Consider the following 13,742-nt stretch of genomic DNA (forward strand, 5'->3'; position numbering starts at 1 on the left):
GGCCAGGCTCACGGGCGCAGCAGCCGGTCCAGCACCCGGCCGATCACCAGCCAGACGATCGCGGCCAGACCCCAGTTGAACAGGGCGTCCTTGGTGGGCGTGGCGAAGTCGAAGACCCCGTCGGTGCGGGAGAAGACGCCGAGGTCCACGACGCCGGCGAGGTCCAGGACGAACCGGACCAGGTCGTTGGACTCGTTGGTCGCCTCGATGGCGACCAGCAGCGCGCCGACCGCCAGCACCAGCGCGCACAGGGCGCACAGCGCCCAGGCCGCCTGGGCCAGCGACACCCGCACCCGCGCCGTCGTACCGCTCGCCTTGGTCCTCGTCTCCGCCACGCCACACCCCGTTCCGGGCTCCCGCCCTCGTGAAAAAATCTGGCCCGAGGATGGCACACCCCGGAAGCGGCGGCGCTGCGCCGCGCGCTGCTCAGCGGCCGAGGAACTCCGCCTTGCCCGGCCCGTTCTCGACGAACGAGCGCATCCCGATGGTCTGGTCCTCGGTCGCGAACAGCGCGGCGAACTGCTGGCGCTCGATCTCCAGGCCGGTGTCCAGGTCGGTCTCCAGACCGCGGTCGATGCTCTCCTTGGCCGCCCGCAGCGCGTACGTCGCGGCGCCGGTGAACTGCCGCGCCCAGGCCAGCGCCTGCTCGTAGACCTCGGCAGCGGGGACGACCCGGTCGACCAGGCCGATGGCCAGCGCCTCGTCGGCCTTCACGAAGCGGCCGGTGAACACCAGGTCCTTGGCCTTCGCCGGCCCCACCAGGCGGGTGAGCCGCTGGGTGCCGCCGGCGCCGGGGATGATCCCGAGCAGGATCTCGGGCTGGCCGAGGACGGCGTCCTCGGCGGCGAAGCGCACGTCCGCGCAGAGCGCCAGCTCGCAGCCGCCGCCCAGCGCGTAGCCGGTCACCGCCGCGACAACGGGCTTGGGGATCCGGGCCACCGCTGTGAAGCAGGCCTGCAGCTCGCCGGAGCGGCGGACCATGTCGGTGTAGGACATCTGCGCCATCTCCTTGACGTCGGCGCCGGCCGCGAAGACCCGCTCGCCGCCGTACACCACGACGGCCTTGACGTCCTCACGACGCGAGGCCTCGCCGGCAGCGGCGCGGATCTCCTCCTGCATGGCCGCGTCCAGGGCGTTCATCTTGGGCCGGTCCAACCGGATGGTGGCCACCCCGTCGGCGACCTCCAACCGCACGAACTCGCCGGTGAAACCGCCCGCCTGCTCCGCCATGACCTGCCTCTTCTCTGCTCGTCGACACGTTCCGGGTCGCATTGTGCCCCGGCTTTGCCACAATGACCGGGTGAGCCCCCGTCTGTGGAAGCACCCCGGCGAGCGCTCCCCCGTCTGGCCCGGTCGGCACTACCCGCTCGGCGCGACCTGGTCCCCCGAGGCCACGAACTTCGCCGTGCACGCCCCACGGGCGAGCGGGGCGTGGGTGTGCGTCCTCGACGACGAGGGCGGCGAGCGCCGGCACCCGCTGACCGAGCACACGCTCGGGATCTGGCACGGCGCGGTGCCCGGGCTCGCGCCGGGCACCCGGTACGGCTACCGGGTGGACGGGCCCTGGGACCCCGATTCGGGGCTGCGGTTCAACGTCGACAAGCTGCTGCTCGACCCGTTCGCCCGGGCCGTCTCGGATGACCTGACCCTCGACCCCGCGATCTTCGGCCACGTCCCCGGCCGGCCCACCGAGCGCAGCACCACCGACTCCGCTCCCCACGTCCCCCACAGCGTCGTGCACCACGACGACTTCGACTGGGGCGACGACGCCCCGCTGCGCCGGCGCTGGCGCGACACGGTCATCTACGAGCTGCACGTCAAGGGGATGACCGCGCTGCACGACCGGGTGCCGGAGGAGCTGCGCGGCAGCTACGCCGGCCTGGCCACCCCGGCGGTCACCGACTACCTGCGCGACCTCGGGGTGACCGCCGTCGAGCTGCTGCCGGTCCACCAGTTCGTCTCCGAGCCGGGCGTCCTGGAGCGCGGGCTGCGCAACTACTGGGGCTACAACACCCTGGGCTACTTCGCCCCCCACAACGCGTACGCCGCCGGCGGCGACCGCGGCGAGCAGGTCACCGAGTTCAAGGCGATGGTCAAGGCGTTCCACGACGCCGGCCTCGAGGTGATCCTCGACGTGGTCTACAACCACACCGCCGAGGGCGGCCCGCTGGGTCCGACCCTGTCCTTCCGGGGCCTCGACGACAGCGTCTACTGCCGGGTGCCCGCCACGGACGCCGACCTGCCGGCCCCCGACACCTACTGGGACGTCACCGGCTGCGGGAACACCGTCGACGCCGGCCACCCGTTCGCGCTGCGGCTGATCCTGGACTCGCTGCGCTACTGGGTCACCGAGATGCACGTCGACGGGTTCCGCTTCGACCTGATGTCGGCGCTGACCCGCGTCGACCACGAGGTCGACATGGACTGCCACCTGCTGATCGCGATCGGCCAGGACCCGGTGCTGCGCCACGTCAAGCTGATCGCCGAGCCGTGGGACGCCTCGATGGAGGGCTACCGGGTCGGCCAGTTCCCCCCGCCCTGGGTGGAGTGGAACGACCGGTACCGCGACGAGCTCCGTGACTTCTGGCGCAACCACTCCCCCGGCCTGCACGCGGTCGCCACCCGACTGGCCGGCTCCAGCGACCTGTACGCCGACGACGGGCGCTCGCCGTACAACTCGGTCAACTTCGTGACCGCCCACGACGGCTTCACCGTGCGCGACCTGGTCACCTACGCCCACAAGCACAACGAGGACAACGGCGAGGACAACCGCGACGGCACCGACAACAACCGCTCGTGGAACCACGGCGTCGAGGGCGAGACCGACGACCCGGGCGTGCTCGCCGTACGCCGCCGGCAGGCCGCGAACATGATGGCGACGCTGTGCCTGTCCAACGGCGTCCCGATGATCACCGCCGGCGACGAGCGGGGCCGCACCCAGCGCGGCAACAACAACGCCTACTGCCAGGACAACGAGACCTCCTGGATCGACTGGCGTCCCGACGACGCTTGGCTGGACGTCTACGAGATCACCAAGTGCGCGCTGCGGCTGCGCCGCGAGCACCCGGCGCTGCGCCAGCGGCACTGGTTCGAGGGGCGGCCCACGATGGTCGGCGGCCCCAAGGACCTCGCCTGGCTGCACCCGTCGGGCCGGGAGATGACCGGCGCGGACTGGCATGACCCGCAGCTGCAGACCGTGGGGATGTTCCTCTCCGGCAAGCCGCTGCGCGCGCCCGGGCCGCACGGCGAGCAGCAGCAGGACGCCTCGTTCATGATGTGGTTCAACGCGGGCGCGGTGCCCCAGCAGGTCCAGCTGCCCGAGAACGACTGGGTCCAGCGCGGCGAGGTCGTGCTCAGCACCGACGACCGGCTGCCGGTCGGGACCACCGTCTCCGCCGGCGAGTGCCTCGAGATCCGCCGGCGCTCGGTCGTGGTGCTGCGCGAGGTGTGAGCCCGCGCCGGCTCAGGTCGGGAGCGTCACCAGGCCCAGCTCGGCGGGCGAGGCCAGGAGCGGGTGCTGCGGCACCACGCGAACGGTGTAGCCGACCGCGCCGGGCCGGTCCAGCACGACCTCGCCGTCGTAGCGGCGCCGCCCGTCCTCGTAGGTCTCGGCCGGCGCGAGCAGGTCGATGGCCGGGTCGAGCAGGTCGCCCTCGGGCGTCGACCGGCCGTGCACCAGCTGCACCTCGACGTCGTCGGCGGACAGCTCGCCCAGGGCGACGAACGCGTGCACCCGCAGCCGGTCGCCCACCGCGGGCTCCTGCGCCGGGTCCCCGTCGGTCTCGACGAGCTCGACGCGCACCCGCGGCCACTCCCGGCGGACCCGCTGCTTCCAGGCGGCCAGCTCGCCGGCCCCGCCTCGCCTGCCGTCCTCGCCGTTCCCGCTGTTGCCACCGTCACCGTCGAGCAGCCGGGCGGTCCGTGTCGCGGGCACGTAGAGCTCCTCGACGTAGTCGCGCACCATCCGGGTGGCCAGCACCTTCGGGCCCAGCGAGGCCCAGGTGTGGCGCAGCATCTCCACCCAGCGGGTCGGCACCCCGTCGGCGTCCACGTCGTAGAAGCGCGGCGCGACCTCGTGCTCCAGCAGCTGGTAGATCGCCTCGGCCTCCAGGTCGTCGCGGCGGTCGTGGTCGGCGACCCCGTCGGCGGACGGGATCGCCCAGCCGTTCCGGCCGTCGAACCACTCGTCCCACCAGCCGTCGAGGATCGAGAGGTTCAGGCCGCCGTTGAGCGCGGCCTTCATCCCCGAGGTGCCGCAGGCCTCGTAGGGACGCAGCGGGTTGTTCAGCCACACGTCGCAGCCGGCGTACAGCGGCTGCGCCATCGCGATGTCGTAGTTCGGCAGGAACACGATCCGGTGCCGCACCTCGGGGTCGTCGGCGAAGCGCACCAGCTCCTGGACCAGCCGCTTCCCGCCGTCGTCGGCGGGGTGGGCCTTGCCGGCCACGAGCAGCTGCACCGGACGCTCGGGGTGGAGCAGCAGCCGCTTGAGCCGCTCGGGGTCGCGCAGCATCAGCGTCAGCCGCTTGTACGACGGCACCCGGCGCGCGAAGCCGATCGTGAGCACGTCCGGGTCCAGCGCCGTCTCGGTCCAGCCCAGCTCGGCCCGGGCCGCACCACGCTCCTCCCAGGACCCGGCGACCCGGCGCCGGGCGTCGTGGACCAGCCGCTCGCGCAGCTGCCGCTTGACCGCCCAGACCTCCTTGGCCGGCACCCGGTCCACGGCCGCCCAGAACTGCGCCGGGTCCGCGCCGGCGGCGTCGCCGCCGTGCCGGGCGGCGAGCTCGAGGATCTCGCGCGCGACCCAGGTCGGCGCGTGCACGCCGTTGGTGATCGACCCGATCGGGACCTCTCCCTCGTCGAGTCCGGGCCACAGCCCGTGGAACATGCCGCGGGAGACGTGCCCGTGCAGCCGGGAGACGCCGTTGGCGCGCTGGGCCAGCCGGAAGCCCATGACCGCCATGTTGAACACGGCCGCGTCGCCGCCCTCGTAGTCCTCCGCGCCCAGGGCCAGGACCCGCTCGACCGGGACGCCGGGGGTGGCGCCGCCGGTGGCGAAGTACTGCTCGACCAGGGTGCGCGAGAACCGGTCGATCCCGGCGGGCACCGGCGTGTGGGTGGTGAAGACCGTGGAGGCGCGGCAGACCTCCAGCGCGGTCTCGAAGTCCAGGTGCGGCCCGTCCTCGGCGGCGGTGAGCTCCCGGATCCGCTCCAGGCCCAGGAAGCCGGCGTGCCCCTCGTTGGTGTGGAAGACCTCGGGGGCGGGGTGCCCGGTGATCCGGGCGTGCGCCCGCAGGGCCCGGACCCCGCCGACGCCGAGCAGCAGCTCCTGGCGCAGCCGGTGCTCGCTGGTGCCGCCGTAGAGCCGGTCGGTCACCTCCACGTAGTCCTCGGGGTTGCCCTCGACGTCGGTGTCGAGCATCAGCAGCGGGACCCGCCCGACGCTCGCCACCCAGATCCGGGCAAGCAGGTCCGGACCCGCGGGCATCGCCACCGCGATCGTCGCCGGCGACCCGTCGGCCTCCCGCAGCGCCGAGATCGGCAGCGCCTCGGGGTCCAGGGCCGGGTAGCTCTCCTGCTGCCAGCCCTCCCGGGAGAGCGCCTGGCGGAAGTAGCCGTGCCGGTAGAGCAGCCCGACCCCGACCAGCGGCACCCCGAGGTCGCTGGCCGCCTTCAGGTGGTCGCCGGCCAGGATCCCCAGTCCGCCGGAGTACTGCGGCAGCGCGGCGCAGATCCCGAACTCCGGGGAGAAGTAGCCGATCGCCGCCGGCGTTCCCGTGGTCCGGGCGCGCCGCTGGAACCAGCGCTCGTCGCCGAGGTACGCCGTCAGGTCGGCGTCCGCGGCCGCCAGCCGCTCCCGGAAGCCGGCGTCCGCCGCCAGCTCCTCGAGCCGCCGCTGCCCCACCGACGCCAGCAGCGCCACCGGGTCGTGGCCGGTGGCCGCCCACAGCTCCGGGTCCACCTCGGCGAAGACGTCCTGGGTGGGCGGGTGCCAGGACCAGCGCAGGTTGCCGGCCAGCCGGCCGAGGGCGCCCAGGGCGGGCGGCAGGACGGGGCGGACGGTGAATCGCCGGAGGGCTCGCACCGGCCTGACGCTAGCGGCAGACCCCTGCCGTTCCAACCGAGTCTGGGGGTTGGGGGTCGGGGCCCGGGGTTCTCGGGCATTGCAAACCCCCAGAAGCGCGAGGACTGTCCGAGAAGTCCGGCCGCGCGGCGCTCCTCGGCTGCACCCGGGGCACGTGGCGAGGCACACCCGACAGCGATCCGGGGTCAGTGGGTACAAGGCGCGTCGTCATCACCCACCACTAGGTTGGAGCAATGGTCGGACGCATCCCCGTCATGAACGTCCACCCCGTCGTTGATCTGGGCCGCCTGCCGGCCAAGGCCACCGTCGGCGAGCCGTTCCCCGTGCGAGCCACGGTCTTCCGCGAGGGCCACGACCGGCTCGGGGCGGAGGTCGTCCTCACCGACCCCTCCGGCGCCCGCCGGCCCCCGGTCCGGATGACCAAGGACCCCGAGGTGCCCGATCGGTACGGCGCCTGGGTGACCCCCGACACCGGCGGGGCCTGGACCTTCGAGATCCAGGCCTGGTCGGACCCGGTCGGCACCTGGCAGCACGCCGCCGGACTGAAGATCCCCGCCGGCGTCGACGTCGAGCTGATGTTCACCGAGGGCCGGCTGCTGCTGGAGCGGGTGCTCGCCGAGCTCGACCCCCGCGCCGACGCCGAGGCGATCCCGGTCCTCGAGGGCGCGATCGAGGCAGCGGGCGACACCGACCGCCCGGCCGGCGCGCGGCTCGCGGTGCTCCAGTCCCCCGAGCTCGACGCGATCCTCCTGGCGCACCCGCTGCGCGAGCTGGTCACGGTCGAGGGACCGTTCCCGGCGTACGCCGACCGCCCGCGGGCGCTGTTCGGCAGCTGGTATGAGTTCTTCCCCCGCTCCGAGGGCGCCACCCGCGACCCGGCCACCGGCGTGGTCACCAGCGGCACCTTCCGGACCGCCGCGAAGCGCCTGGACGCGGTCGCCGCGATGGGCTTCGACGTGGTCTACCTGCCGCCGATCCACCCGATCGGCGAGGTCAACCGCAAGGGCCCCAACAACACCCTCGACCCGGGTCCGAACGACCCCGGCTCCCCGTGGGCGATCGGGTCGCGGCACGGCGGCCACGACGCGATCCACCCCGACCTGGGCACGCTCGAGGACTTCGACGCCTTCGTCGCGCGGGCCGGCGAGCTGGGCCTGGAGATCGCGCTCGACCTCGCGCTCCAGGCCGCGCCGGACCACCCGTGGGTGACCAGCCACCCGGAGTGGTTCACCACCCGCGCCGACGGCACGATCGCGTTCGCGGAGAACCCGCCGAAGAAGTACCAGGACATCTACCCGGTCAACTTCGACAACGACCCCACCGGCATCAGCCGCGAGGTGCTGCGCATCGTCAAGCACTGGATGCGGCACGGGGTGCGGATCTTCCGCGTCGACAACCCGCACACCAAGCCGCTGGCCTTCTGGGAGTGGCTGCTCAAGGAGGTGCGCCGCACCGACCCCGACGTGCTGTTCCTCTCCGAGGCCTTCACCCGGCCCGCGATGATGCACGGCCTGGGCGCGGTCGGCTACCACCAGAGCTACACCTACTTCACCTGGCGCACCGCGAAGTGGGAGCTCGAGGAGTACCTGCGCGAGGTGTCGCACGAGTCCGACCACCTGATCCGGCCGAACTTCTTCGTCAACACCCCCGACATCCTGCACTCCTACCTGCAGTACGGCGGCCCGGCGGCGTTCAAGATCCGCGCCGTCATCGCGGCCACCGGCTCCCCCTCGTGGGGCGTCTACGCCGGCTACGAGCTCTACGAGCACGTCGCGGTGAAGCCGGGCAGCGAGGAGTACCTCGACTCCGAGAAGTACCAGATCCGGATCCGGGACTGGGCGAAGGCCGAGGAGGAGGGCCGCAGCCTGGCGCCGTACCTCACCCGGCTCAACGAGATCCGGCGCCAGCACCCGGCGTTGCAGCAGCTGCGCAACATCGTCGTGCACCACAGTGACGACGAGAACGTGCTGGTCTTCAGCAAGGGGGTCCCGCCGGGGCCCACCGGCGCCGGAACGGCCGACACCGTGCTGGTCGTGGTCAACCTCGACCCGCACGCCGCCCGCGAGACGACAGTCCACCTGGACCTGCCCGCCATGGGCATGGAGTGGGGCGAGACCTTCGGCGTGGTCGACGAGCTGACCGGCCAGGAGTGGAGCTGGGGCCAGCACAACTACGTCCGGCTCGACCCGCACCACGAGCCGGCCCACATTCTGAGCGTGAGGAGAACGAGTTGACCGAGGTCCATGTCACCCCGATGGGGCAGACCCACGAGGGTGACCCGTTCCCCGACGAGCCGGGGAACACGCCGGACTGGTTCAAGACAGCTGTCTTCTACGAGGTCCTGGTGCGCTCGTTCCGGGACTCCAACGGCGACGGCGTCGGCGACTTCAAGGGACTGATCGAGAAGCTCGACTACCTGCAGTGGCTGGGCGTCGACTGCCTGTGGATCCCGCCGTTCTTCTCCTCGCCGCTGCGCGACGGCGGGTACGACGTCGCCGACTACACCAACATCCTTCCCGAGATCGGGACCGTCGACGACTTCCACGACTTCCTCGACGCGGCGCACGAGCGCGGCATCCGGGTGATCATCGACTTCGTCATGAACCACACCAGCGACCAGCACCCGTGGTTCCAGGCCAGCCGCGAGGACCCCGAGGGCCCCTACGGGGACTTCTACGTCTGGTCCGACAACGACGACCTGTACTCCGACGCCCGGATCATCTTCGTCGACACCGAGCCGTCGAACTGGACCTGGGACCCGGTCCGGCAGCAGTACTACTGGCACCGGTTCTTCTCCCACCAGCCGGACCTGAACTTCGACAACCCGGCGGTCCACGACGCGATCCTCGAGGCGATCTCGTTCTGGTTCGACATGGGCCTGGACGGCTTCCGGCTCGACGCGGTGCCGTACCTCTACGAGCGGCCCGGCACCAACGGGGAGAACCTCCCCGAGACCCATGAGTTCCTGCGCAAGGTGCGCCGCTTCGTCGACGAGCACTACCCCGGCAAGGTGCTGCTGGCCGAGGCCAACCAGTGGCCGGCCGACGTCGTCGACTACTTCGGCGACTACGAGTCCGGCGGCGACGAGTGCCACATGTGCTTCCACTTCCCGGTGATGCCGCGGATCTTCATGGCGGTACGCCGCGAGTCGCGCTTCCCGATCTCGGAGATCCTCGAGCAGACCCCGCCGATCCCCAGCGGCTGCCAGTGGGGCATCTTCCTGCGCAACCACGACGAGCTGACCCTGGAGATGGTCACCGACGAGGACCGCGACTACATGTGGAACGAGTACGCCAAGGACCCGCGGATGAAGGCCAACATCGGCATCCGTCGGCGCCTCGCCCCGCTCCTGGACAACGACATCAACCAGATGGAGCTGTTCTGCGCGATCCTGCTCTCGCTCCCGGGCTCCCCGGTGCTCTACTACGGCGACGAGATCGGGATGGGCGACAACATCTGGCTCGGTGACCGCGACGGCGTCCGCACCCCGATGCAGTGGACCCCGGACCGCAACGCCGGCTTCTCCTCGGCCACCCCCGGCAAGCTGCACCTGCCGACCATCCAGGACCCGGTCTACGGCTACCAGAGCGTCAACGTCGAGGCCCAGCTGGAGAACTCCTCCTCGCTGCTGCACTGGACCCGGCGGATGATCCACGCGCGCCGCCAGCACCCGGCGTTCGGCCTGGGCTCCTTCCACGACCTCGGCGGCTCGAACCCCACGGTGCTGAGCTACACCCGCGAGCACGACCAGGCCGACGGCACCCGCGACGTGATCCTGTGCGTCAACAACCTCTCCCGCTTCCCGCAGCCGGTCGAGCTGGACCTGCGGCGCTTCGAAGGGATGGTCCCGGTCGAGCTGCTCGGCCGGGTGCCGTTCCCGCGGATCGGCGAGCTCCCCTACCTGCTCACGCTGAGCGGTTACGGGTTCTACTGGTTCCGCCTCACCACTCCCGACACCGGCGACGAGGGGACCCTGTTGTGATCGTCGAGCACATCGACCCGGAGCTGTTCGTCCGATTCCTGTCCCGAACCCGCTGGTTCGGGGGCAAGGGCCGGCCCTTCACGGTCACCGCCGTGCACCGGGTCGGCGCGGAGGTCCCCGGCGGGGTCGAGGACGGCCCGCCGGTGCTGCTCCACCTCGTCGAGCTGGGCTACGCCGACGCCGAGGGTGGCACCGAGGTCTACCAGGTCCCGCTCGCGCTCTACCCGGAGGCGCAGACCCGCCTCGAGCATGCCTTCATCGGCTGGTGGGAGGAGCCGGACCTGGGCTGGGTGCACGCCTACGACGCGCTGCACGACCGGGTCGCGATGAAGAACTGGCTGCGCAGCTTCGCCCGCACCGCCGACGAGTGGACCGACGAGGCGAGTGGGCTGACCTTCCACCGCCTCCCGGGGCACGAGCTCGATCTCGAGGCGCAGCCCTCGCTGTTCGCCGGGGAGCAGTCGAACTCCTCGGTGCTCTACGGCGAGGACGCGGTGATGAAGCTGTTCCGCAAGGTGACCGCCGGCGCGAACCCCGACATCACCGTGCACGAGGCGCTGACCCGCGCCGGCGCCGAGCACGTCGCCGCCCTGTACGGCTGGGTGGAGTGGCGCAACGGCGGCCAGGACGCGGACGAGGTCCACCACCTCGCGATGCTCCAGCAGTTCCTCCGCACCGCCACCGACGGCTGGGACCTGGCCCTGGCCAGCGTGCGCAACCTGTTCGCCGAGGCCGACCTGCACGCCCACGAGGTGGGCGGGGACTTCGCCGGCGAGGCCACCCGCCTCGGGGACGCCCTGCGGGAGGTGCACGAGGCGCTCACGCATGCCTTCCCCGCCGCGGAGCCCGCCGACGCCGCCGACCTGGCCGCCGGGATGCGGGCCCGGCTCGAGGACGCGCTCGGCGTGGTGCCCGAGCTGGAGGAGCACGCCGCCGGGCTGCGCGCGGCGTACGACCGGGTCGCCGAGCTCGGCGAGATCCGGGTCCAGCGCATCCACGGTGACCTGCACCTCGGCCAGACGATGCGCACCTCCCTGGGCTGGAAGATCGTCGACTTCGAGGGCGAGCCGGCCAAGCCGCTGGCCCAGCGCCAGCTCCCGGACTCCCGCTGGCGCGACGTCGCCGGCATGCTGCGCTCCTTCGACTACGCCCCGCACGTCGTGGAGCGCGCGGCGGTGGAGGAGGACCCCGAGGGCGCCGCCCAGCTGGCCTACCGGGCCGACGAGTGGGCCCAGCGCAACAAGGACCACTTCCTGGCGGCGTACGCCGGCGGCGAGCTGACCCCCGAGCAGCACGCGCTGCTGGCTGGCTACGTCGCCGACAAGGCCGTCTACGAGACCGTGTACGAGACACGCAACCGGCCCACGTGGGTGCGCATCCCGCTGCAGGCCATCGCGAGAATCGGAGCCTCATGAACACCCCGCAGAACCCCGGCCCGGACGACGCCACCGGCCGCCCCGCCGCGGTGCTCCCGGTCGACCGGGACCAGCTCGAGCAGCTCGTCCGCGGCGAGCACGGCCAGCCGCACGCAGTGCTCGGCGCCCACCCCCACGACGGCGCCGTGACCGTGCGGGTGCTCAAGCCCATGGCCGCCTCGGTGAGCGTGGTCGCGGCGGACGGCACCCGCGCCCGCCTCGAGCACGAGTACGAGGGCATCTGGGCCGGCGTCCTGCCGACCTCGGAGGTTCCCGACTACCGGATCGAGGTGGCCTACGACGCCGCCCCGACGACTGTCGACGACCCGTACCGGTTCCTGCCGACGCTCGGCGAGATGGACCTGCACCTGGTCAACGAGGGGCGCCACGAGAACCTCTGGCAGGTGCTCGGCGCCCGCGTGCACCACTACCCCGGCGCCGCGGGCCCGGTCAGCGGCACCTCGTTCGCCGTCTGGGCGCCGCACGCGCGCGGCGTACGCCTCAAGGCCGAGTTCAACTCCTGGGACGGGCGCGAGCACCCGATGCGCCAGCTCGGCAGCTCCGGGGTCTGGGAGCTGTTCGTGCCCGGTGTCGGCAGCGGCACCCGCTACAAGTACGCCATCCTCGGCGCCGACGGGGAGTGGCGCGAGAAGGCCGACCCGATGGCCGCCTGGGCCGAGGTTCCCCCGCTGACCGCCTCCCGGGTCTTCGAGTCCCAGCACGTCTGGGGCGACGAGGAGTGGATGGCCGCCCGGGCCACCCGGCAGCCGGCCCACGAGCCGATGAGCACCTACGAGATCCACCTCGCCTCCTGGCGGCGCGAGAAGAGCTGGGAGCAGCTCGCCGAGGAGCTGCCGGCCTACCTCTCGGACCTGGGCTTCACCCACGTCGAGTTCATGCCGGTGATGCAGCACCCGTTCGGCGGGTCCTGGGGCTACCACGTCACGTCGTACTTCGCCGCCGACTCCCGGATGGGCGACCCCGACGGCCTGCGACTGCTCATCGACCGGCTGCACCAGGCCGGGATCGGCGTGATCCTGGACTGGGTGCCCGGTCACTTCGCCACCGACGAGTGGGCGCTGGTGCGCTTCGACGGCACCCCGCTGTACGAGGACCCCAACCCGCAGCGCGGGTGGCACAAGGAGTGGGGCTCCCACATCTTCAACTTCGGGCGCAACGAGGTGCGCAACTTCCTCTACGCCAACGCGATCTACTGGCTCGAGGAGTTCCACGCCGACGGGCTGCGCGTCGACGGGGTCGCCTCGATGCTCTACCTCGACTACTCCCGCGAGGAGGGCGAGTGGACGCCGAACAAGCACGGCGGCCGCGAGAACCTCGAGGCGGTCCAGTTCCTCCAGGAGATGAACGCCACCGCCTACAAGCGGGTCCCCGGCATCGTCACGATCGCCGAGGAGTCGACGTCCTGGCCGGGCGTGACCCAGCCGACCTCGGACGGCGGGCTGGGCTTCGGCTTCAAGTGGAACATGGGCTGGATGCACGACACGCTCAGCTACCTCCAGCACGAGCCCGTGCACCGCGCCCACCACCACGGGGAGATGACCTTCCCGCTGGTCTACGCGTGGTCGGAGAAGTACGTGCTGCCGATCAGCCACGACGAGGTCGTGCACGGCAAGGGCTCGCTGCTGCGCAAGATGCCCGGCGACCGCTGGCAGCAGCTGGCGAACCTGCGCGCCTACCTGGCCTACATGTGGGCCCACCCCGGCAAGCAGCTGCTGTTCATGGGCGCCGAGATGGGCCAGGAGTCGGAGTGGGCGGAGTCGCGCGAGCTGGACTGGTGGCTGCTGGACCACCCCGAGCACCGCGGCGTGCACGCGCTGGTGCGCGACCTGAACACGGCGTACTCCTCCAGCGAGGCGATCTGGGGGCGCGACGACGACCCCAGCGGCTTCGGGTGGATCGACGCCAACGACGCCGGGCGCAACGTGTTCTCGTTCGTACGCCGCTCGCCCGGGGCATCCGACGTGGTGTGCGTGGCGAACTTCTCGGCGGTCCCCCACCAGGACTTCCGGCTGGGCCTGCCCGCGGAGGGCGTGTGGGAGGAGATCCTCAACACCGACGCCGAGGCCTACACCGGCTCCGGGGTCGGGAACCTCGGGTCGGTGACGGCGGTCGAGGGCGAGTGGTCGGGCCAGCCCGCCCACGCCGACATCGTGGTGCCGCCGCTCGCGACGGTGTGGTTCCGGCGGCGGGCCTGAGCCCGCGGCCCGGGCGGCTCCTCGGCGCGGCGGGCGTGGCTAGG

General features: G+C 72.1%; 8 protein-coding genes. 5 read left to right on the forward strand and 3 right to left on the reverse strand.

What is annotated here, in order from left to right; translation table 11 throughout:
• Positions 1–8: 8 nt before the first annotated feature.
• Together EBO35_RS13420 and EBO35_RS13425 are read right to left on the reverse strand one after the other, a co-directional pair.
• Positions 9–335, reverse strand: coding sequence for a hypothetical protein (locus tag EBO35_RS13420; protein ID WP_127480631.1), 327 nt, complete (start codon positions 333–335; stop codon positions 9–11).
• Positions 336–426: 91 nt separating this feature from the next.
• Positions 427–1,230, reverse strand: a complete 804-nt coding sequence (locus EBO35_RS13425; RefSeq protein WP_122818148.1) for an enoyl-CoA hydratase/isomerase family protein — start codon at positions 1,228–1,230, stop codon at positions 427–429.
• A gap of 70 nt (positions 1,231–1,300) precedes the next feature.
• Between EBO35_RS13425 and glgX the strand changes: the two genes are divergently transcribed.
• Positions 1,301–3,451 (forward strand): glycogen debranching protein GlgX, encoded by a 2,151-nt coding sequence (glgX, locus tag EBO35_RS13430; RefSeq protein ID WP_206422562.1) that lies wholly within the window; start codon positions 1,301–1,303, stop codon positions 3,449–3,451.
• A 12-nt stretch (positions 3,452–3,463) separates the two neighbouring features.
• On the opposite strand, the gene glgP is transcribed toward glgX, so the two are convergent.
• Complete coding sequence (gene glgP / locus EBO35_RS13435; protein WP_122818150.1) at positions 3,464–6,085, reverse strand: alpha-glucan family phosphorylase; 2,622 nt, start codon at positions 6,083–6,085, stop codon at positions 3,464–3,466.
• Between the two features lie 233 nt (positions 6,086–6,318).
• On the opposite strand from glgP, the gene EBO35_RS13440 reads away from it, so the two are divergent.
• The 4 genes from EBO35_RS13440 to glgB are packed head-to-tail and all read left to right on the forward strand — an operon-like array spanning position 6,319 to position 13,698.
• Complete coding sequence (locus EBO35_RS13440) at positions 6,319–8,319, forward strand: alpha-1,4-glucan--maltose-1-phosphate maltosyltransferase (RefSeq protein WP_122818151.1); 2,001 nt, start codon at positions 6,319–6,321, stop codon at positions 8,317–8,319.
• Positions 8,320–8,339: 20 nt separating this feature from the next.
• Positions 8,340–10,067, forward strand: a complete 1,728-nt coding sequence (treS, locus tag EBO35_RS13445; protein WP_122819771.1) for a maltose alpha-D-glucosyltransferase — start codon at positions 8,340–8,342, stop codon at positions 10,065–10,067.
• Entirely contained in the window at positions 10,064–11,482 is a 1,419-nt protein-coding gene (locus EBO35_RS13450) for a maltokinase N-terminal cap-like domain-containing protein (RefSeq protein WP_122818152.1), read from the forward strand. Before treS ends, EBO35_RS13450 begins: the two co-directional genes overlap by 4 nt.
• Positions 11,479–13,698, forward strand: a complete 2,220-nt coding sequence (glgB, locus tag EBO35_RS13455; protein ID WP_122818153.1) for a 1,4-alpha-glucan branching protein GlgB — start codon at positions 11,479–11,481, stop codon at positions 13,696–13,698. The genes EBO35_RS13450 and glgB overlap by 4 nt, the downstream gene beginning before the upstream one ends.
• Positions 13,699–13,742: the final 44 nt, after the last annotated feature.

It is taken from the genome of Nocardioides pantholopis, assembly GCF_003710085.1.
Classification (GTDB): domain Bacteria; phylum Actinomycetota; class Actinomycetes; order Propionibacteriales; family Nocardioidaceae; genus Nocardioides; species Nocardioides pantholopis.